The organism is Micromonospora sp. RV43, from assembly GCF_001029515.1.
In the GTDB taxonomy this organism is placed as follows: Bacteria; Actinomycetota; Actinomycetes; order Mycobacteriales; family Micromonosporaceae; genus Micromonospora; species Micromonospora aurantiaca.
The window spans coordinates 1-21,120 of record NZ_LEKG01000003.1 but is presented as its reverse complement, the minus strand read 5'-3'; the positions used below and the strand labels follow the sequence as shown (position 1 = coordinate 21,120).

Annotated in this window: 17 protein-coding genes; 6 read left to right on the top strand and 11 right to left on the bottom strand. The window is 72.0% G+C overall.

Features of this window, described 5'->3' with window-relative positions:
* Nucleotide 1: 1 nt before the first annotated feature.
* From ABD52_RS01815 to ABD52_RS01795, 5 genes are read right to left on the bottom strand one after another with little or no spacing between them, the layout of a single operon-like run.
* Nucleotides 2-886 (bottom strand): ABC transporter permease, encoded by an 885-nt coding sequence (locus ABD52_RS01815; protein ID WP_047890543.1) that lies wholly within the window; start codon nt 884-886, stop codon nt 2-4.
* The gene (locus ABD52_RS01810; protein WP_013288208.1) at nt 883-1,827 is read right to left on the bottom strand and encodes an ABC transporter permease; all 945 of its coding nucleotides are present in this window, start codon (nt 1,825-1,827) and stop codon (nt 883-885) included. Before ABD52_RS01810 ends, ABD52_RS01815 begins: the two co-directional genes overlap by 4 nt.
* A 22-nt stretch (nt 1,828-1,849) precedes the next feature.
* Complete coding sequence (locus tag ABD52_RS01805; protein WP_047890542.1) at nt 1,850-3,292, bottom strand: aldehyde dehydrogenase family protein; 1,443 nt, start codon at nt 3,290-3,292, stop codon at nt 1,850-1,852.
* A complete protein-coding gene (locus tag ABD52_RS01800) occupies nt 3,289-4,533 on the bottom strand; it encodes a M20 family metallopeptidase (protein WP_047890541.1) in 1,245 nt (414 codons plus the stop codon). Before ABD52_RS01800 ends, ABD52_RS01805 begins: the two co-directional genes overlap by 4 nt.
* A gap of 11 nt (nt 4,534-4,544) precedes the next feature.
* Nucleotides 4,545-6,071: a PLP-dependent aminotransferase family protein gene (locus ABD52_RS01795; RefSeq protein ID WP_013288211.1), complete on the bottom strand. Its 1,527-nt coding sequence runs from the start codon at nt 6,069-6,071 to the stop codon at nt 4,545-4,547.
* Nucleotides 6,072-6,256: 185 nt separating this feature from the next.
* Between ABD52_RS01795 and ABD52_RS01790 the strand changes: the two genes are divergently transcribed.
* The 3 genes from ABD52_RS01790 (at nt 6,257) to ABD52_RS01780 (ending at nt 9,957) form a co-directional block, all read left to right on the top strand.
* Complete coding sequence (locus tag ABD52_RS01790) at nt 6,257-7,345, top strand: 3-isopropylmalate dehydrogenase (RefSeq protein ID WP_013288212.1); 1,089 nt, start codon at nt 6,257-6,259, stop codon at nt 7,343-7,345.
* A 7-nt stretch (nt 7,346-7,352) separates the two neighbouring features.
* A complete protein-coding gene (locus tag ABD52_RS01785; protein WP_047890540.1) occupies nt 7,353-8,315 on the top strand; it encodes a formylglycine-generating enzyme family protein in 963 nt (320 codons plus the stop codon).
* A gap of 124 nt (nt 8,316-8,439) precedes the next feature.
* Entirely contained in the window at nt 8,440-9,957 is a 1,518-nt protein-coding gene (locus tag ABD52_RS01780) for an ABC transporter substrate-binding protein (protein WP_047890539.1), read from the top strand.
* 698 nt (nt 9,958-10,655) lie between these two features.
* Here the strand turns inward: ABD52_RS01780 and ABD52_RS01775 are convergent.
* The 4 genes from ABD52_RS01775 to ABD52_RS01760 all read right to left on the bottom strand — a co-directional run bounded on the left by ABD52_RS01775 (nt 10,656) and on the right by ABD52_RS01760 (nt 15,782).
* Nucleotides 10,656-12,122, bottom strand: a complete 1,467-nt coding sequence (locus ABD52_RS01775) for a P1 family peptidase (protein WP_053065257.1) — start codon at nt 12,120-12,122, stop codon at nt 10,656-10,658.
* 191 nt (nt 12,123-12,313) lie between these two features.
* Nucleotides 12,314-13,030 carry a FadR/GntR family transcriptional regulator gene (locus tag ABD52_RS01770; protein ID WP_225319458.1) on the bottom strand — a complete coding sequence of 239 codons (717 nt, stop codon included), beginning with the start codon at nt 13,028-13,030 and terminating at the stop codon, nt 12,314-12,316.
* Between the two features lie 114 nt (nt 13,031-13,144).
* On the bottom strand, nt 13,145-13,555 hold the full coding sequence (locus tag ABD52_RS01765; protein WP_013288217.1) for an Asp23/Gls24 family envelope stress response protein: 411 nt from the start codon (nt 13,553-13,555) through the stop codon (nt 13,145-13,147).
* Nucleotides 13,556-13,646: 91 nt separating this feature from the next.
* Nucleotides 13,647-15,782, bottom strand: coding sequence for a DUF3533 domain-containing protein (locus tag ABD52_RS01760; RefSeq protein WP_047890538.1), 2,136 nt, complete (start codon nt 15,780-15,782; stop codon nt 13,647-13,649).
* A 151-nt stretch (nt 15,783-15,933) separates the two neighbouring features.
* Here ABD52_RS01760 and ABD52_RS01755 point away from each other — a divergent pair, with 151 nt between their 5' ends.
* Nucleotides 15,934-16,578, top strand: coding sequence for a TetR/AcrR family transcriptional regulator (locus ABD52_RS01755; RefSeq protein WP_047890537.1), 645 nt, complete (start codon nt 15,934-15,936; stop codon nt 16,576-16,578).
* Nucleotides 16,579-16,611: 33 nt separating this feature from the next.
* Here ABD52_RS01755 and meaB read toward each other — a convergent pair whose 3' ends face one another.
* Both meaB and ABD52_RS01745 read right to left on the bottom strand, forming a co-directional pair.
* Nucleotides 16,612-17,613 carry a methylmalonyl Co-A mutase-associated GTPase MeaB gene (gene meaB, locus ABD52_RS01750; protein ID WP_013288220.1) on the bottom strand — a complete coding sequence of 334 codons (1,002 nt, stop codon included), beginning with the start codon at nt 17,611-17,613 and terminating at the stop codon, nt 16,612-16,614.
* 5 nt (nt 17,614-17,618) lie between these two features.
* Nucleotides 17,619-18,812 carry an acetyl-CoA C-acetyltransferase gene (locus ABD52_RS01745; RefSeq protein ID WP_047890536.1) on the bottom strand — a complete coding sequence of 398 codons (1,194 nt, stop codon included), beginning with the start codon at nt 18,810-18,812 and terminating at the stop codon, nt 17,619-17,621.
* A gap of 62 nt (nt 18,813-18,874) precedes the next feature.
* Between ABD52_RS01745 and mce the strand changes: the two genes are divergently transcribed.
* Nucleotides 18,875-19,339, top strand: a complete 465-nt coding sequence (gene mce, locus ABD52_RS01740) for a methylmalonyl-CoA epimerase (protein WP_013288222.1) — start codon at nt 18,875-18,877, stop codon at nt 19,337-19,339.
* A 300-nt stretch (nt 19,340-19,639) separates the two neighbouring features.
* On the top strand, nt 19,640-20,995 hold the full coding sequence (gene ccrA, locus ABD52_RS01735; protein ID WP_047890535.1) for a crotonyl-CoA carboxylase/reductase: 1,356 nt from the start codon (nt 19,640-19,642) through the stop codon (nt 20,993-20,995).
* Nucleotides 20,996-21,120 lie beyond the last annotated feature (125 nt).

Sequence of the window (21,120 nt, the reverse complement as noted above, 5' to 3'; positions counted from 1 at the left end):
CTCACCGTCCTCTCAGCCGCGGGTCGAGGGCGTCGCGCAACCCGTCGCCCATGAGGTTGAAGCCGAGCACCGACAGGGCGATCGCCAGACCGGGCCAGACGGCGAGCATCGGCTGCACGACGAAGTAGTTCTGGGCCTCCTGGAGCATCCGGCCCCAGGTGGGGGTCGGCGGCGGGGTGCCGTACCCGAGGTAGGACAGCGCCGCCTCGGCGAGCACCGCGTGCGCGAACGACACCGACGCCTGCACGATGAGCAGGGCCGCGATGTTGGGCAGCACGTACCGGACCATGAGCACCACGCCCCGGCGGCCGTAGCTGCGCGCGGCCAGCACGAAGTCGCTCTGCAGCACCTGCATCGCGCCGGCCCGGGTGAGACGGCCGAACACCGGCACGTTGGCGACGCCGATCGCGATCATGCCGGTGAGCGTGGAGGCGCCGAAGCCGGCGGCCAGGATGATCGCCAGCAGGATGGCCGGGAAGGCGAACACGATGTCCAGTGCCCGCATCACCGGCTCGCTGAGCCAGCGGTGCCCGGTGGCGGCGAGCAGACCCAGCGGTACGCCGACGGCGGCGGCGATCGCGACGGCGACCACACCGACGAACAGTGTGGTCCGCGCGCCGACGAGGAGCTGGCTGACGATGTCCCGGCCGAAGTGGTCGGTGCCGAGCCAGTGGTCCCCGCCCGGGGACAGCAGCGTCTGCGACGGGTCGACCCGGGTGGGGTCGTACGGCGTCCAGAGAAACGACGCGAGCGCGGTGAGGACGACCAGGCCCACCAGGCCGGCGCCGATCACCAGCGTGAGGTTCCAGCGGCGGCGCGGCTTGACCGGGCCGGCCGCGACGACGTCGGCGGTGGCGTCCGGTGGGGCGTCGGCGACTGATGTCATGCCTTGCTCCTCAGCCTGGGGTCGACCGCGTGGTACACCACGTCGACGACGAAGTTGATCAGAAGCACCGCGGCGGTCAGCACCATCACGGTGCCCTGCACCTTCAGCAGGTCGCGGTTGCCCACGTCCTGCAGCAGCATCCGGCCGAGACCGGGCAGGCCGAAGACGTTCTCGATCACGACGGTGCCGATGAGCAGCGTCGCGAGTTGCAGACCGAGGACCGTGATGACCGGGATGGCCGCGTTGCGCAGCGCGTGCCGGGTCAGCGCCTGCGAGCGGCTCAGCCCCTTGGCCCGCGCGGTCTGGATGAAGTCCTCCTGCATGACCTCGACCACAGCGGACCGGACGTAGCGCATCAGGATCGCGCCCTGGGCCACGCCGAGGACCAGCGCCGGCATCAGCAGGGCCTGCACGGCGCCGCCGACGTCGTCCCATCCGGTGAACCCGCCGGCGGGCAGCCACTGCAACTTCACCGCGAACACGGTGATGAGCAGGATGCCCAGCCAGAACGACGGCACGGCGATGCCGACCTGGCTCAGCGCCGACAGCGCCGTTCCGATCGCGGTACGGCTCTTCACCGCGGCGAGGATGCCCAGCGGTACGGCGATGAGCAGCGCCAGCGTCATCCCGGCCAGGATCAGCGGCACCGTCACGCCGAGCTTGTCGGCGATCTCCGAGCCGACCGACACCCCGCTGAGCGGCGAGATGCCGAAGTCACCGCGGATCAGGCCGCCGGCCCATTCGAGGTACCGCTCGGTGAACGGCCGGTTCGTCCCGAACTGCTCCCGCAGCGCCTCCAGCGCCTCCGGGGTGGCGTTGACGCCGAGCATCGCCTGCGCCTGGTCGCCCGGCAGCAGCGCCAGCATCGTGAAGACGAGGATCGACGCGGCGAACAGCGATACCGCGAGGATGGCCAGCCGCCGGACGAAGTAGATCACCATGCGTGTGTGCTCCCACTCCGAGTCATGGCCTGATCATCACCATCTTGGTCACGGTCAGCTCCTCCATGGCGAAGCGCGGTCCCTCCCGGCCGATGCCGGAGTCCTTGACGCCGCCGTACGGCATGTTGTCGGCGCGGAAGCCGGGCACCTCGTTGACGAGCACGCCGCCGACGTCGAGGCGGCGTACGACGTCCAGGGCGACAGCCAGGTCGCGGGTGAAGACGGCGGCCTGGAGCCCGTAGCGGGACCGGTTGACCAGCTCGACCGCCGCGTCCATGTCGGGCACCGACCGGACGCAGACCACCGGACCGAAGATCTCCTCCGCCCAGCACTCGGCGTCATCGGGGACGTCGACGAGCACAGTCGGTTGCAGCACCCGGCCCTGCGCCGTACCGCCGGCCAGGCAGCGCGCCCCGGCGGCGACCGCGCGGTCCACCCACGAGTGGACCCGCTCGGTGGACGCCTCGTCCACCAGGGCGGACACCCGGGTGTCGGCGGACCGGGGGTCGCCGGTGGTGACCGAGGCCAGCAGCGGCCGGAGGCGGTCCAGCAGCGCCTCCCGGACCGGCTCCTCGACGATCACCCGCTGCACGCTGATGCACGCCTGGCCGGAGGCGTAGAACCCGCCGCGTACGACGGCTTCGGCGGCCCGGTCGAGGTCGGCGTCGCGGCCGACGACGAGCGCCGCGTTGGACCCGAGTTCGAGCAGCACCTTGCGCGGGGCCGCGGCGCGGGCGATCTGGTGGCCGACGTGCGCCGACCCGGTGAAGGACACGGCCGCGACGCCGGGGTGCGTGGTCAGGAGCTTGCCGACCTCGACGCCGCCGGTGACGAGCTGGACCCCGGCGGCCGGGCAGCCCGCCCGGCGGAACAGGTCGACCAGCACCAGCGTGGCCAGCGGCGTGTTCGGCGCCGGCTTGACGATCACCGGGCAGCCCGCCGCGACCGACGGCGCGACCTTGTGGGCGGCCAGGAGCAGCGGGTAGTTGAACCCGGTGATGCCGACGACGACACCGACCGGACGGCGTACCCAGAAACCGAGCATGCCCTCGCCGGACGGCTGCATGTCCAGCGCCACCGTCTCGCCGGTCAGGTGCCCGACCTCCTCGGCGGCCGTCTCCAGCGTGACCAGCGTGCGGGCGACCTCGACCCGGCAGTCCACGAGCGGCTTGCCGGTCTCCAGGACCAGCAGCTCGGCCAGCGAGCCGGCGCGGGCGCGCACCTCGGCGGCGACTGCCGTCAGGATCGCGCGCCGCCGGTGGCCGGGCAGCCCGGCCATCTCCGCGGCGACCTCCTGCGCGGCTTCGACAGCCGCTTCCGCGTCACCGGGGTCGCCCCACGGCGCCTGGGTGACGGTGCTGCCGTCGTACGGGAAGCGCACCGGCGCGGTCTGCGCGGTGCTGGTCCAGCCCGCGCCGATCGGCAGGCCGGTGGGCAGCCCGGTCAGCAGCTCCTGCGCGGTCACGACGCCGCACCCGCCCGGGCGCCGGTGGCCCCGGTCAGGAAGGCCAGGGCCGCCTCGGCGTAGACCTTCGTCTTACGGACGACGTCGTCGACCTCGACGTACTCGTCGGGCTGGTGGGCGATCCACTTCGGGCCGGGTCCGTACACCACGTTCGGGATGCCGCTGTCGCGCCACAGGATGGTGCCGTCGGTCGCGCCGGGCACGCCGCCGAAGACGGGCTCGGCGCCGGTGACGGCGCGGTGCGCCTCGGCCACGGCGAGCGAGACGGGGTGGTCCTCCGGGGTGACCGCGCACGGCCGGTCGTCGACGACCTCGACGGCGAAGGTGACGCCGTGCCTGGTGCCGATGGCGTCGGCGTCGGAGCGGACGCGCGCGGCGAGCGCGGCGTGGTCGACACCGGGTACGGTCCGGCAGTCCACGCCGAGGACGGCGCGCCCGGGGATGACGTTGAGCTGGTCGGCGGAGCCGGCGTCCAGGACCGTGGGGGTCAGGTACGGCAGGCCGAGGTGCTCGTGCTCACCCGGGTCGGCCTGCAGCTCCTTCTGGTACCGGCCGAGCGCGGCGACCAGCTCGGCCACCGCCGGGACGGGGTTGCGGCCGTGCTGCGGCATCGCGCCGTGCGCCATCTTGCCGGTGCAGGTGACAAGCAGCCGGACGGCGCCCTTGGCGACCGCGCAGATCTCCTCCGCCTCCGGCTCACAGATGATCGCGGCGTCCACCTCGCGGGCGAGCGCGGTGGTGGTGAAGTGCTTCGCCCCGAGCATCTGGCCCTCCTCGTCCACCAGGGCCGCCACCACGATCCGGCCCGGGAACGGCCCGGCCAGCTCGACGGCCCGGGTCGCGTGGATCATCGCGGCGACACCGGCCTTCATGTCGGCGGAGCCGCGACCGTACAGCCGCCCGTCGACGATGTCGCCGCCGAACGGGTCGACGGTCCACTCCTCGGGAGCGCCCTCGGTGACGACGTCGGTGTGCCCCTCGAACATCAGCGTCGGACCGGGCAGGCCGCCGTCCACCACCGCGACGACGTTGGGGCGCCCGGGGACGACCTCGGTGACCTCCGGCCGCCAGCCGAATCCCCGCATGACCTGCGCGACGAGTTCCGCCACTGGCTGCTCGCTACGCCCTCGGCCCGCGTCCCAGGTCGAGGGGATGCGGACCAGGTCCTGGGTGAGCGACACGACGGCTTGTTCGTCCACGAGATGGCCGGCGCGGAGGGAGGCGTGGGTGTCCGACGTCATGGCGTCGGAGGTTACGAACTCCGCCCTCGGAGGGGAACGTCCAGTTTCCGGGTCGGTGGGGGTACCAGCCGTGGCCGGACCTGGTCTTCTACGGCAGCGGCGACCCGCCGCACCCCCTCCTCGATGCGGTCCAGCGGCATCACCTGGTACCCCAGGCGCAGGTGGTGACGCGGGGCGGGCCGGGTCGCCCAGTACGGCGCGCCGGGGTCCAGCAGGACGCCCTGCCGGCGCAACTCCCGGGCCAGTTCTCCGGCGTCCAGCCCCGGCGGGCCGGTGATCCAGCGGGCCAGCCCGCCGCGCGGCACCGGCTGCGGTCCCCAGCGCACGTGCCGCTCGACCGCCCGCACCATCTCCTCGTACAGCCCCTGGTAGTGGGCGCGGACGCGGCGCACGTGGCGGGCCAGGTCCCGGCTGGCGATCATCTGCGCGAGCGCGCGCTGCATCGGGCCGGGCGGGTGACGCAGCACGTAGCGGGAGCGGGCCCGCATGGCGTCCACGAGCGCCGGGGACGCCACCACGTAGCCGAGCCGCAGCCCGGGTGCCAGCAGCTTGCTGAAGCTGCCGAGGTAGACCACGCGGTCCTCGTCGTCGAGCGCCCGCACCGCCACCGCGGGCATCCCCCGGAACGTCATCTCCGGGTCGTAGTCGTCCTCGATCACGACCGCGTCCGCCGCGCCGGCCCGGCGCAGCAGCTCCTCACGCCGGGACGCCGACATGGTCGCGCCGGTCGGGTACTGGTGGCTCGGCGTGACGTACACGAGCTGGGCGCCGTGCAGGTCCGCCGGCAGGTCCTCGACGACCAGGCCGTCCTCGTCGACCCGGCCGGGCACCACGTCGGCGCCGGCCATCTGCATGATCGTCCGGGCGTCCGGGTAGCCGGGGTCCTCGACGAGCACCACGCTGCCCGGCCGGACGAGGACGCTCGCCAGCAGGTGCAGCGCGTGCGTCGAACCCAGCGTGATCATCACCTGGTCCGGGTGGGCGGAGATGCCGCGCGCGGGCAGCACGTGCTCGCAGAGCTGACGCACCAGCTCCGGGTCGTCGGCCTGGCCGGCGTCCCCGATGACCCGGGACAGCCCGTCCTGCCGCAGCGCCTCACGCTGCGCCCGCTCCCACGCGCCGATCGGGAACATGGACGGGTCGGGCTGGCCGACCACGAACGGGAACGGCGCCCGCGCCCAGGCCGGATCCCGGTGCACCGGAGTGGGCGGCGGTTCCGGCAGCCGCGCCTCCCAGTCGATCGGCTGCATCGGCGAGCGGGCGGTCCGCCGCGCGGCCCGCATCCGCACCACCGCGTCGGAGGAGACGTAGAGACCGCGCCGCGGGACGGTCACGATCAGACCCTGCTCCATGAGCCGGTCGTACGCGGTCAGCACGGTGTTCCGGGAGACGCCGAGCGCCTCGGCCAGGCGGCGCGTGCTGGGCAGCGGGCCGTCGTCGTACTGCCCCGCGAGGATGGCGTCCTCAAGCCCGGTGATGATCTGCTCGTAGAGCGGAACCGTGCTCTGCGGGTTGACCGGCAGCAGGAAATCCGCCACCTCGACCTCCCACTCCCGCGGGGGTCTCGCCTCGTCCCGTCGTCGTACGCCCTGCACACGCCCTGTGCGTCCCGCTGGTACTAGCCTAGCCGGAGACCTGGACCTGTTGCGGAGGGCCCGTTCCCGCCACGCTTGGCCGGGCGATGGCAGGTGACGGTCTCCTGCACGCGGACAGGGGTGGACTCATGAGCGCCCAGCGAATCGCGCTGGTGCCCGGCGACGGCATCGGACCGGAGGTCACCGCGCAGGCGGTCAAGGCGTGCGACGCCGCCGCCCGACGGTTCGGGATCGACCTGGTCTGGGAGGACTACGAACTCGGCGCGGACTACTGGCGGATAACCGGCCAGGTCGTACCGCCGGACGTGGAACAGGAACTGGCCAAGGCGGACGCCATTCTCTTCGGGGCCGTCGGTGACCCGTCGGTGCCGCCCGGCGTGCTGGAACGCGGCCTGGTCATCCACCTGCGGACCGCGTTCGACCAGTATGTGAACCTGCGGCCGGTCAAGCTGCTGCCAGGCGTGCCCACGCCCATCGGCGGGCTCCGCCCGGAGCAGTGCGACCTGGTGATCCTGCGGGAGAACACCGAGGGCGCCTACGTCGGCGCCGGCGGCTTCATCCACCGGGGCGGGCCGGACGAGATCGCCACCCAGGAGTCGGTGAACACCCGCAAGGGCGTCGAACGCCTCATCCGGCACGGCTTCCGGCTGGCCCTGAGCCGCCGCAAGCACGTCACCCTGGTGCACAAGGCGAACATCCTCACGTACGCCGGCGACCTGTGGCAGCGGACCTTCGCGGAGGTCGCCGCGGAGTATCCGGACATCGAGGTGGACTACGTGCACGTCGACGCGATGTGCCTCTACCTGGTGACGCAGCCGGAGCGGTTCGACGTCGTGGTCACCGACAACCTGTTCGGCGACATCATCACCGACCTGGGCGCGGCCGTGCAGGGCGGTCTCGGCCTGGCCGCGAGCGGCAACCTCAACCCGACCGGGTCGGCGCCGAGCATGTTCGAGCCGGTGCACGGTTCCGCGCCGGACATCGCCGGCCGCGGCTGGGCCAACCCCGCGGGCTCGATCCTCAGCGCCGCGCTGATGCTGGAGCACCTGGGCCACCCCGAGGCGGCCCGCTGCCTGGAGGACGGGGTGAAGGCGGTGCTGCCGCGTCTGGGCGCCATGCGCGGGCCGGAGATGGGCATGTCGACCGAGGACTTCGGCGACGCGGTCGCCGCCGTCATCGGCGAGGGCGCGTACCAGGCGGACGCCCTGCCGGCGTGACACGGATGTGAGCACCGAACCGGTCGATCCGGGCGACGGCGGGGGCACTCCCCCGCCGTCGCCGTGTTGCGCGCCGCGACGCCCGCCCGCCGCCGCCGACACCGGCGCCGCGGCGGGCGCGAGCGCCGTCCGCTCACCACACGGGGGTACGGACGACCTGATCGCGCTGCCCGGCGGCACCTTCCTCATGGGCACCGACGACCCGGAGGGCTTCCCGGAGGACCTGGAGGGACCGGTCCGGCCGGTGGCTGTGGCCCCGTTCGCGATCGCCGCGACACCGGTGACGAACCGGCAGTTCGCCCGCTTCGTCGACGCCACCGGCTACCGCACGGACGCGGAACGGTACGGCTGGTCGTTCGTCTTCCACCTGCTGCTGGCACCGTCCGCGCACCGGTACGTGCTGGACGCGTCGGTGCCGCAGGCGCCGTGGTGGCTGGCCGTCGAGGGAGCGCACTGGGCCGCCCCGGACGGGCCCGGTTCGGACGTACGCGGGCGCGAGCGGCACCCCGTCGTGCACGTCTCCCACCGGGACGCCGAGGCGTACTGCCTGTGGTCCGGCACCCGGCTGGCCACCGAGGCCGAGTGGGAGTACGCGGCGCGCGGCGGCCTGTCCCAGGCGCGCTACGCCTGGGGCGACGAGCTGACCCCGGACGGGCGGCACCTGTGCAACATCTGGCAGGGTGCCTTCCCTGCTGTCAACACCGCGGAAGACGGGTTCGCAGGCACCTCTCCGGTGACCGCGTTTCCGCCGAACGGCTACGGCCTGTACGACGTCGCGGGCAACGTTTGGGAACTCACGGCCGAACCCTGGCGCGACCGCCGCGGCCGTATCTCACCAGGTGAGAGCGTCATCAGGGGTGGTTCGTACCTGTGCCACGACTCTTATTGCAACCGTTACCGCGTGGCAGCACGGAGTCGGACCACCGTTGACTCCTCAAGTGGCAACACCGGGTTCCGCGTGGCGCGGTAGTCCGGCGCTGATTGGTACCTGCCGACCCCGCTGAACTGGCCCTTTTGCATCGGGTAGCACGCTCATAGTGTCCCGCCTCACAGGCTACGAGCGCCCTTGGCGTTCTTCGCGATGGGACACACGAATGAATCGGCTGAAGATAACGCTGCCCGCCGTGCTGCTCGCCACGGCGCTGGCTCTGACCGCGTGCAGTAGCGATGGTGACTCGGAGACCACCTCCGGCGGTGGTTCCGGCAACGGTACGGTCACCCTCGGCGCCTACCTGGAGCCGGTGAGCCTCGACCTGACCGCCGAGGCCGGCGCCGCGATCCCGCAGGTCCTGCTCTACAACGTGTACGAGGGCCTGGTGCGCCAGAACGCCGGCACCGGCGAGGTGGAGCCGCTGCTGGCCAGCGAGTGGAAGGTGTCCGACGACGGCACCAAGTACTCGTTCAAGCTGCGCGACGGCGTGACCTTCCACGACGGCCAGAAGCTCACCGCGCAGGACGTGGTGTGGAGCTTCAAGCGGGTCACCGCCGAGGGCTCGACGAACCCGTTCAAGTCGCAGATGACAGTCGTGAAGACCGTCGAGGCGCCTGATGCCTCCACCGTGGACGTGACGCTGTCCCGGCCCAGCCAGAGCTGGCTGTTCGACGTCGCCGGCCGCGTCGGCGTGGTGCTCAAGGAGAACTCCACCGACCTGGGGACGAAGCCGAACGGCACCGGCCCGTTCAAGTTCGACAAGTGGAACCGCGGCGACAGCATCACGCTGGTGCGCAACGACGGCTACTGGGGTGAGAAGGCCAAGGTCGGCACCGCCGTCTTCCGGTACATCACCGACGCCAACGCGCTGAACAACGCGATGCTCTCCGGTCAGCTCGACATCGTGGCCAACATCCAGGCGCCGCAGCTGCTCGAGGTGTTCAAGGGCAACAAGCAGTTCGAGGTGGTCGAGGGCAAGACGACCGGTGAGGTCGTCCTGGCGATGAACAACGCCAAGGGCCCGCTGGCCGACGCCCGCGTGCGCCAGGCCATCCGCCACGCGATCGACCACGACGCGCTCATCAAGACCGTCTGGTCCGGGTACGGCACGAAGATCGGCAGCATGGTGCCGCCGAGCGACCCGTGGTACGAGGACCGCACCGGAGACTTCCCGCACGACCCCGCCAAGGCCAAGCAGCTGCTCGCCGAGGCCGGCCACGCCAACGGGCTCACCCTGACCATGGACGTCCCGCCGCCCGGCTACGCCCGCGCCTCCGCGCAGTTCGTCGCCTCGCAGCTCGCCGAGGTCGGCATCAAGGTGACCCAGAACAACGTCGAGATGCCGCAGTGGCTCGACAAGGTGCTCGGCAAGGCCAACTACGACCTGTCCATCATCGCCCACGTCGAGCCGCGTGACCTGGTCCGCTACGGCCAGCCGGAGTACTACTACCGCTACAAGAACCCGGCCGTCACGCAGCTCATGAACGAGGCCGACACGGCTCTGGACGCGGCGACCCGGGACAAGAAGTTCGCCGAGGCCGCGAAGGTCATCTCGCAGGAGGCCGCCAGCGACTGGCTGTTCCTGCTGCCGAACCTCGCGGTGATCCGCGACGGCGTCGAGGGTTACCCGAAGGACGCGGTGACCCAGTCCTTCGACGTCACCAAGGTGTCCAAGAAGTAGTCCAGCACCACGCACAGAAGGACCTGGTGGGCTCCCGCCCACCAGGTCCTTCCGTCATTCCCCCGCTCCCCCTCCCCGCTCCCGCTCCCGTTCCCGCTCCCCGCGATCTTGCACTTGCTGCCCCTGGTGCGGGGGATTTGACCCCGTTCGTCGGGACACCAAGTGCAAGATCGACGGTCCAGGAGGGCCGGGGTTGCCCGGGAGCCGTATTCGGTGCGCAGTGGACTGACGCAGTCGAGGTGTGTTGCCTCCGTGAAACCCTGCGTGCCCGGGGGCTCGGGGCGTCGACACAACGCACGGCCGAGCGAGGGCTGAACCGCGGGTGTACGCGTTCCGCCCCGTCGACGACCACGCCCAGCCCTACGGTGTGGCCTCTGTGCTCTGCGCCAGCGCGACGCAACGAGCTGCCGAGGGCAGCTCGTTCCCGCTCCCTCGGCACACCGAAGGGCTGACGTGCTGCCAAGTGGCTCGGCCTTGAACGCCCTCCTCCGTCGATCTTGGAGTTGTGGCGCCTGGGATGCCCTGTATGCGAGCTGCGCGAGGTGCCACAGCTCCAAGATCGACGGTCACACCGAGCGTGGACGATCCACCGGCCGGCGACCTGGGAACGACGCGAGGCGGGCCCCGTCCGGGTGGACGGAACCCGCCTCGATCGTCACGCGCCCACTGTGCCGGCGCGAGGTGAGACAGCGGCCGTGTCAGCTGAGCCCGCCGGACGGCGCCCGGCGGCGTCCCCGCAGGTGCATGCCCAGCAGGCCGACACCGAGGACGGCGGCGGCCAGCAGGCCCGTGGTCACGCCCGTCGAGAGCGTGGGGCCACCGGTGTTGCCGGAGGCGAGAACCATGCCGTTCTGCGACTCCTGACCGGCGTCGTTCGTGGTGTTGCCCGCCGGAGCGGCGTTCGGCTTGCCCTTGTCCTTGCCCTTGTCGGCACCGGTCGGCGCGGGGACCGGCGTCTGCGCCAGCGCCTGGGTCGCCTGGGCGAAGGTCTCCGGCGTCACGTCCGGGGCGTTGCCCTGCGTACGCCACTGCTTGAGCTGCTTCATGCCCTTGCAGGCCGAGGGGTAGCGGTCGCAGTAGCTGGTGGTGTTGCCGATGCTCTCGGACGAGAGGACCGCCTTGGCGATGGCACGGGCGAGCGTGCTGGCGCCGGCGTTGAAAATGGCGTTGAGCTGGCGGCTGTCGGCCGGGTCGTTGATCTGGAGCGCCTCGCCCTTGCCGGTGGACACCGCGAACACGGTGTCGCCGTCGCCGAGCGTGTGGATCGGGCTGATCGCGCGGGCCATGCCGTCGTGCGCGTTGCCGGACATGCGCTGCGCGGCGGCCTTCTCCAGCGGGGCGTTGGTGGCCACCACGGCGATCGTGGTGTTGGCCGGCTGCTCGGCGGCGGCGGCCGGCGGGGTCGGCGGGTTGCACTCCTTCTTCTTGGGAGCCTTGTACCCGGCGAACTCGTTGCCGATGCCGTACTTGACGCCGTACAGGGTGCAGTCGGCCGGGTCGACCGGGGAGCCGGCCGGGTTCACGATCACCATCGCGCCGACGTAGATGCCGTCGCCGAGGTGGACGCTCGCGGTGCCGACGCCGCCGCGCATGCCGCCGCCACGGGCGCCGGTGCCGCCGCCGACGCCGCCCTGGCGAACGGGACCGTCCGAGGTGGCCTGTGCCGCGAGGTAACCCCACTCGGCGGAGGTGCGGGCCTTCGGGTCGCCGCCGCGGCCGAGGTCGAAGATGTCCGCGGCCGGCACGATCGGGGCCACGCCGCCGGCGCCGACGCGTACGCCCTCACCGCGGTCCTCCAGCCAGCGGATGATGCCGTTGGTGGCCGACAGCCCGTACATGCTGCTGCCGCCGAGCTGGATCGCGTTGACGCCCGGGTTGGAGTTGAGCGGGCTGAGCAGGTCGGTCTCCTTGGTGGCGGGGGCGCCACCACGCTGGTCCACACTCGCCACGGACATCTGCGGCATGTAGACGACCGAGGTGCCGGTCAGGTACGGAGCGGTGTCGGACTGGACCTGGCCGACCTGGATGCCGGGAACGTCGGTGATGGCGTTGTGGGCACCCGGTGCGCCGGCGGCGGGGTTGGCCGACGCGGGCGACGCGACGAGCACGAGTCCCGGACAGACCAGGGCTGCCGCGGCGAGCGCGGCGAATCTGGACGACTTCATGCAGCTTCTCCCATGCGAAGCGGTGCGACCTCCGCCCCGATCCGGGGCGGTCGATGCATTGGGCAACTGGTGGTCCCCCGTGGTACACGACGAGATGTGGGGGAGGCTACTGGTCAGACCAGTTGAAGGGAAGAGCCTGCTCAGCTGATGGCCGCCTCGGATAATCCGAGGTCAGGCCACATCAGGCGGATTCAGAGCAATACGTCCACCATCGAGCGCCGCGCCTCCGGCACGTACTCGGCGTAGTAGTGGTGCAGCTCCTGGCGGGTCAGCCGGGCCACCTCGTCGGCCTCGCCCGCGCGCATCGCGTCGATGACCCGGCGGTGGTGCGCGAGCGTGCGCTCCATCAGCGCCTCACGATCCGGGGCCTCCGCGAGCTTCGTGGAGATCAGATCGAGCACCATGCTGCGGACCGCGTCGAGGCAGAGCACCAGAAGTTCGTTCCCGGACAGGCGGGCGACGTGCTCGTGGAAGCGGACGTCCGCCGCGCTGAACGCCTCGTAGCCGTCGGCCACCGCGTCCCGCATGCCCGCCAGCGCCTGCTCCAGTTCGTCCAGCTCGGACGGTGACGCCTGCCGGGCCGCGACCGATCCCGCCGCCGATTCGATGATCATGCGGAACTGGAGCAGCTCCGCCACGCCGAGCCGCCGGCTGTCCACGACCCGGGCGAACAGCTTGCGCATCGCCGAGGCGGTCGAGGCGATCACCTGGGGCCCGAGCGGGTCACCGGGGCGCGAGCGGACCAGGCCGCTGCTCTCCAGCACGCGCAGCGCCTCACGCACGGTCGACCGGCTGACGTCGAACTGGGTCGTCAGCTCGCGCTCGCTGGGCAGCCGGTCCCCCGGCCGCAGATCGCCGGCGGCGATCCGCTCCTCGACCTGCCGGACGATCCCCTCGTACGCCCTCACGGTTCGCACTGGAGCGAACGAGACAGCCTTCGGCATGGCGAACCTCCCGACGCACGGCGGCCTCGCGCCGCTGGGAACAACGGTACGGGTCGTCTGCCCGCCGGAGGGGGAGGGTCAGGCGGCAGGAGGCGGCGAGCCCATCGCCACGTCGTCGACCTTGATGTTGATCTCGTCGACCCGCAGCCCGTACGCCTCGACGGCGGACGCGACAGCGGCCCGCACCTCGTCGGTGACCTGCGGAACCGGGTGACCGGCCGCGATCACGAGGACCAGGTTGATCACCGCCGCGCCGTTCGTGACGTGGGCCGAGCAGCCCCGGCGGGCGTCGCCGACCTGATCGAGCCCGACCCGGTCGAGCACCGCGTTGAAGAACCGGGCCACGTCACCGCCCAGCTCGGCCACCCCGGGCACCCCGCGGGTGGCGGCCACCGCGATCTTCTCCACCACCTCGTCGGAGACGTGCGTGGTCCCGCCCGCCACCGCGTCCGGCGTGATCGACAGTTCCTGGGTCGCCTCGTCAGCCATGCTCTCCCACCCGTCGCACCGCCCCGCGCCGACGGCGTGGGGCGGTGCGAGCGTACTAGGCGCGGGCGCTCCGCAGTGGACGGAGCCCGGTTCAGCGCGCCCCGGCCGGCGCCGGCTCGCCGACGATCCCGTCCAGCTCGCCGGAGGTGTCCGGCGCCGGGTGCGGCCCGGTTCCGCCGGCCGTCCGCTCCCGGCGCCGGAGCCACCAGTCGACGCCGAGGTTGAGCAGCAGGCCGACCGCGGCCCAGATCGCCACGACGGCGAGGTTCCGCCCGACGCCGACGCCGTCGAAGTAGGTGAGCGACCGGGCCGTGTCCACGGCGGCGGGCAGCGGCAGGACGCCCTGGAGCGTCCGGAAGAACTCCGGCACCATGTAGATCGACAGGCCGCCGCCGGAGGCCGGTACGCCGGCCATCATCAGCACCACCATCATCGGGACGATCGCGGCGAGGCCGAAGGTGCGGGTGAAGACCCCGGTCACCGACGACACGGCGAAGATGGTGAGGGCCCCGAAACCGATCATCTCCAGGGCGCTCCGGTCGACCGCGCCGATGATCACGTCGAACAGCAGCCACAGCCAGGTGGCCATGCCGATCGCCCAGCCGCCGAGGATCGGCAGGAACTGGCGCAGCCGCCGCAGGTGCGGTGCCCCGCCCCGGAGCACTGCGAGCATCAGGAACCCGGACATGATCCAGGACATGCCGACGTACAGGCTGTTGCTGCCCATCGTGTCGGTCCTGCTGAGCGGCGCCACGTCGGTGACCGCCAGCGGCGTCTGCTGCCCGGCGGCGACCTGGCGGAACATGGTCTGCACCATCATGTGCTGGCTGGAACCGGCGGCCGACGACGAGTACAGGGTCGCCTCGCCGCCCGGTGTCGCGGGCAGCACGTACGCGGCGACCAGGTCCTGGGCGAGGATGCGCTCCCTCGCCTCGTCCACCGACGCGGCCACGGAGACGTCGGCGACCCCGCCGAGACCGGCCCGCAGGCCGACGGCGACCTGCTCCGCCTGCTCGGGGACGGCGGCGACCACGGCTACCGGGATGTCGTGCGGCTCGGGCTTGTGCATGGAGAAGCTCATCAGGCCCACCACGGCGACCAGGATGCTCAGCGGGAACGCCGCCACCGTCACGTACCGGAACCGCTTGGACCGCGGCGGGCCGCCGGCGAGTGCGGGCAGCGGCGTGTCCGGGCCGTCGACCTGCGGCGCCTGCGGGATCGGCGCCCCGCCGCGCTCCTTGAGCAGGCAGAGCAGCACGGCGGCGACGATCCAGGCGGCGAGCGTCAGCAGGTGGACGCCGATGCCCCGGCCGTCGAAGTAGAGCGCCGACCGCAGCGCCTCACCGGCCGCCGGCAGGGGCAGCACCCCGTGCAGGAACTGGAAGAAGCCGGGCATCGTGTCGACCGGCAGCGCCAGGTTCGACGCGGGCATGCCGAGCACGACGAAGAACAGCATCCCGAGCAGGACCGCCAGCGGCCCCATCACCTTGGTGAAGAGCAGCTGGGCGAGACCGACGGCACCGGTCGTGAGCATGCCGACGCCGAGGAACGTGAGGTAGTGGCCGTCGACCGCGCCCACACCGGGTCCGAGGATCAGCCAGATGATCGTGCTGGTCAGCGCCGACCAGCCGGCCGCCAGCGGAACGAACCGCCGCAGGCGCAGCAGGTGCGGGGTGGCCATCAGGAGCATGCTCAGCGGTACGTAGCCGGCGAGCATCATGCCCATCGCGGCGAACAGCACCGAGATGCCGGCCCGGTCGTCGTCGGGCAGCGGCGCGACGTCCTCGGTGGTGGACGCCCACTGCTGCTGCACGGCGACCGGGGCGAGGAGCTGTTGCGCGGTGCCGGCGCGGGAGGCGCCGGCCGCCGACGCGGTGATGATCGTCGCCTGGTCCGAACCCGCCACCGGGAGCTGCAACGCGCCGCTGATCTCCCGGTCCCGCAGGAGTTCCACGGCGGCGTCCCGGGACGCGACCAGCCGGGCCTCGACCGGCTCGCCAGCTGCGGCGTTCAACGCGTCGACGACGCCCTGAGCCTCGGCACCGCTGCCGATCACCGCCACCGGCATCTGGCGGGGGTGCGGCGAGTGCATCGTTCCCACGTAGGTCGCGAACATCATCGTGACCATGAGGAACGGCATGACGAAGAGGGCGACCGAGCGGATGATCCGCTCCTTGCGGTCGGCGGCGGTCGGCTCGGCGGGCGCCGGGTCGGTGGAGGGCGGCACAGGCAGGCTCCGGAGGGGTTCACGGCTGCGTCGGCAGCCAAACGTAAGTCAAGTGACTTACGAAGTGTAGGTGACGCGGTCGCCGGAGGACGAAACGACTAGGTTTGGCCTGCGCCACAGCTGGGCGCCGGTCCAGGGGAAGAGAGGGTTCATGGCACGGTCGGAGGCGGCCCGTACCGCGCTGCTCGACGCCGCCGAACGCCTGTTCGCCGAGACCGGGATCGCGCAGGTCTCCGACCGCAGGATCGCCGAGGTCGCGGGCAACACGAACCACTCCGCGGTGCGGTACTACTTCGGCGGCCGGGAGGGCCTGCTCCGGGCACTGGTCGCCCGGCACATGGACGCCCTGGCCGAACCCCGCCGGGCCATGCCCGAGCAACCCGACTCGGTGCTCGGCGACGTCCGCAGCCTCGTACAGCCGTCCATGGCGGTGCTCGCCGGCCTGCCCCGGCCGAGCTGGCGGGCACGTTTCCTCGCCCAGGCCCTGCACGACCCGACGCTGCGGGTGCTGATGCGCGAGGCGTTCGAGTCGGCCTTCGTCGACCTGCCGGTCCGCGCCTCACTGGCGTCCCGCCTGGCGCACCTCGATCCGGGGGTGGTGGCCGGCCGGGCAGCCCTGATCGCCCGCATCGTCATGACCGCCACCGCCGAGGTCGAGGCCCGCGCCGAACAGGACGGGCAGGACCCGCGCTGGCTGGACGTCGGGGACTTCCTCGCCGACGCCATCGCCGGCATGCTGGCGGCCCCGGTCAGCCGGGCCGGAACCGCCAACCCGCTCACCGAAGCGGAACTCTGAGAGGCCGGCCGGGGCGACCCGGCCGGCCGCGCCTCAGGAGCCGAGCTGGGAGAGCAGTTCCTCCGCCGCGGCGTACGGATCGATGGCGCCCTCGGCCACCTTGGCCGCGAGCGTCGGGAGCTGCGTACCGTCGCGCAGTGAGCCGATCCGGGCGCGCAGCACGCCCAGCGCGATGGCCTCGATCTCGGCGGCGGCCCGCGCCTCCCGGCGGCGGCGCAGCTCGCCGTGGCGCTCCAGCCAGTCGCGGTGCTTGTCGATCGCGGCGGCGATGTCGTCGATGCCCTCGGCGCGGGCGGCGATCGAGCGCACCACCTGCGGCCGCCACTCCCCCGGCCCGCGCTCGCCGAGCGCGATCATGCCCTGGATGTCGCGGACGGTGGCGTCCGCGCCGTCCCGGTCGGCCTTGTTGACCACGAAGACGTCGGCGATCTCCAGGATGCCGGCCTTGACCGCCTGGATCGCGTCGCCCATGCCCGGCGCGAGCAGCACGAGCGTGGTGTCGGCCAGCGAGGCCACCTCCACCTCGGCCTGCCCGACGCCGACGGTCTCGACGAGCACCACGTCGCAGCCGGCACCCTCCAGCACCCGCACCGCCTGCGGCGTCGCCGCGGAGAGCCCGCCCAGATGGCCCCGGCTGGACATCGAGCGGATGTAGACGCCCGGATCGGTCGCGTGGTCCTGCATCCGGACCCGGTCACCGAGGATCGCGCCGCCGGTGAACGGGCTGGACGGGTCGATGGCCAGCACGCCGACCCGGTGACCGCGCGCCCGCAGCGCCCGGACCAGCTCGTTCGTGGTCGTCGACTTGCCCACGCCGGGCGAGCCGGTCAGGCCGACCACCTGGGCGTGCCCGGCGTACGGCGCGAGCGCCGCCGCCACCTGCGGCAACACCTCGTCGCCGGACTCGACCAGGGTGATCAGCCGGGCCACCGCGCGGGGATCACCCGCGCGGGCCCGTTCCACCAGCATGGGTACGTCCCGGCTGCGGCGCACCGGGCCGGTGGCCGCCGCCGGGGCGTTACTCGCGTCGTTCAAGACAATCAGCTCTCGGCGCCGTTCGGTACGTGGATGATCAGCGCGTCGCCCTGCCCGCCACCGCCGCAGAGCGCGGCCGCGCCGGTGCCGCCGCCGCGCCGCTTCAGCTCCATCGCGAGCGTGAGGACGAGGCGGGCGCCGGACATGCCGATCGGGTGGCCGAGCGCGATCGCGCCGCCGTTGACGTTGACCTTGTCGGGGCTGATGCCGAGGTCACGGGTGGACTGGATGCCCACCGCCGCGAACGCCTCGTTGATCTCGATGAGGTCGAGGTCCTCGATGCTCAGGCCACCCTTCTTCAGGGCGTGGTTGATCGCGTTCGACGGCTGCGAGTGCAGGGAGTTGTCCGGACCGGCCACGTTGCCGTGGGCGCCGATCTCGGCCAGCCAGGTCAGGCCCAGCTCCTTGGCCTTGGCCTTGCTCATCACGACCACGGCGGCGGCACCGTCGGAGATCGGCGAGGAGCTGCCGGCGGTGATGGTGCCGTCCTTGGCGAAGGCGGGACGCAGCTTGCCGAGCGACTCGGCGGTGGTGTCCGGGCGGATGCCCTCGTCCTCGCTGATCACCAGCGGGTCGCCCTTGCGCTGCGGGATGACCACCGGGGTGATCTCGTCGCCGAAGTGGCCGTTCTTCTGCGCGGCGGCGGCGCGCTGGTGGCTGGCCGCGGAGAACGCGTCCTGCTCCTCGCGGCTGATGCCGTGCTTCGCGCCGTGGCGCTCGGTGGACTCGCCCATCGAGCAGCAGTCCCAGGCGTCGGTGAGGCCGTCGAGGGCCATGTGGTCCTTGACGGTCACGTCGCCGTACTTGTAGCCGGAGCGCTGTCCGAGCAGCAGGTGCGGGGCGTTGGTCATGGACTCCATGCCGCCGGCCACCACGACGTCGAACTCACCGGCCCGGATGAGCTGGTCGGCGAGCGCGATCGCGTCCAGCCCGGAGAGGCAGACCTTGTTGATGGTCAGCGCCGGGGTGGACATCGGGATGCCGGCCTCGACGGCCGCCTGCCGGGCCGGGATCTGCCCGGCGCCGGCCTGGAGCACCTGGCCCATGATCACGTACTGGACCTGCTCGGGCGCGACGCCGGCGCGCTCCAGGGCCGCCTTGATCGCGATGCCACCGAGCCTGGTCGCGGGGAGGTCCTTGAGGTTGCCCAGCAGGCGCCCCATGGGGGTCCGCGCGCCGCTGACGATCACCGAAGCCATTGCCTGCCTCCGAGGGGGTGCCGACCTGTACGCCTTAACGATTGTTCGGTCAGACTAGCGTCATGGCTGAGAACTCCCCCGTCGAGCCCGCTGCCGAGTTTGTCACAGACATCGGCCTGCGCCGCATCGACCACGTCGGGATCGCCGTCGGCGACCTGGACGCCGCGATCGACTTCTACCAGCGCACGTTCGGGATGCGCTGCGTGCACACAGAGACCAACGCCGAGCAGGGCGTACGCGAGGCGATGCTCGCGGTCGGCCCGGACGCCTCCGGCGGCATGGTGCAGCTGCTCGCCCCGCTCTCGCCGGACACCACGATCGGCAAGTTCCTGGACAAGCGTGGTCCCGGCATCCAGCAGGTGGCGTACACGGTGGCGGACATCGACGTGGCCTGCGCGGCGCTGCGCGAGCGCGGCGTACGGCTGCTCTACGACGCGCCCCGGCGCGGCACCTCGGACTCCCGGGTCAACTTCGTGCACCCCAAGGACGCCGGCGGTGTGCTGATCGAGCTGGTCCAGCCCGCCTGAGGCGTAAGGAAGGGCCCCTTCTTAACAGACGTCTGTTAAGAAGGGGCCCTTCCTAACACGTGGGAACACGCGCGGCAGTGCGCGCTTGCACGTTCCCACGGACACCTCCACGCATCGGTGGATGCAGTTTTTCACAGAGGGGTTCCCGCTTTAGCTACCGTTCAGTAACGTCCGCCCGAACAGCAGCGGCGACCGGTGCCGGAAGTGTCGATTGCCGACATGGCGGTCCCGTCGCACCGGCGCCGACGATGGCAGCACCCCTGCCCGCGTCGTGCGGGTGCGGACTAACGGGAGGTCACCGTGCAGGACATCCTCGAAGCGATCATGGCGGCGGAGGGTTCGTCGCAGCCGGAGCGGGAGCTCGCCGGCCTCGCCGGACTGCCCGTGCCGGAGAGCTACCGGGGCGTGGTGGTGCGTGCCGAGGACACCCGCATGTTCGAGGGCATGGCCACCCGCGACAAGGACCCGCGCAAGGCGCTGCACGTGCAGGAGGTGCCCACCCCCGAGCTGGGCCCGGGTGAGGCGCTCGTCGCGGTGATGGCCAGCGCGATCAACTACAACACGGTGTGGACGAGCATCTTCGAGCCGCTGCCCACGTTCAAGTTCCTCCAGCGCTACGGCCGGCTCTCCGAGCTGACCCGCCGCCACGACCTGCCGTACCACGTGGTCGGCTCGGACGCCGCGGGCGTGGTGCTGCGTACCGGGCCGGGCGTGACCAAGTGGAAGGCCGGCGACGAGGTGGTGGCGCACTGCCTGTCGGTCGAGCTGGAGGACTCCGCCGGTCACGACGACACGATGCTCGACCCGCAGCAGCGGATCTGGGGCTTCGAGACCAACTTCGGCGGCCTGGCCGAGCTGGCGATCGTCAAGGCCAACCAGCTGATGCCGAAGCCGCGCCACCTGAGCTGGGAGGAGGCGGCCAGCCCGGGGCTGGTCAACTCCACCGCGTACCGGCAGCTCGTCTCGCACCACGGCGCGAACATGAAGCAGGGCGACGTGGTGCTGATCTGGGGCGCCTCCGGCGGCCTCGGCGGGTACGCCACCCAGATGGCGCTCAACGGCGGCGCGATCCCGGTCTGCGTGGTCTCCTCCCCGGAGAAGGCCGAGCTGTGCCGCAAGATGGGCGCCGAGCTGGTCATCGACCGTACCGCCGAGGGGTTCAGGTTCTGGAAGGACGAGCAGACCCAGGACCAGGACGAGTGGCGCCGCTTCGGTGAGCGCATCCGCGAGCTGACCGGCGGCGAGGACCCGGACATCGTCTTCGAGCACCCGGGCCGGGAGACGTTCGGCGCCAGCGTCTACGTCGCCAAGAAGGGCGGGACGATCGTCACCTGCGCCTCCACCAGCGGCTTCAACCACCAGTACGACAACCGCTACCTGTGGATGCACCTCAAGCGGATCGTCGGCAGCCACTTCGCCAACTACCACGAGGCGTGGCAGGCCAACCGGCTGGTCGCGCTGGGCAAGGTGCACCCGACCGTGTCGAAGACGTACGCGCTGGAGCAGACCGGCCAGGCCGCGTACGAGGTGCACCGCAACGCGCACCAGGGCAAGGTCGGCGTGCGGTGCCTCGCCCCCACCGACGGGCTCGGCGTCCGGGACATCGAGATGCGTTCGCGCCACGAAAGCGCCATCAACCGGTTCCGCGGTCACTGACCGTACGGTCGCCCCGGATTGCCTTTCCGGCCGACCGGGGCGCCATTCGACCGGCGTACGCACAAAGGGCCGCGGGTGCCGACCCGCGGCCCTTTTCGCGCCGCCTTCCCCGCAGAAGCCCGACC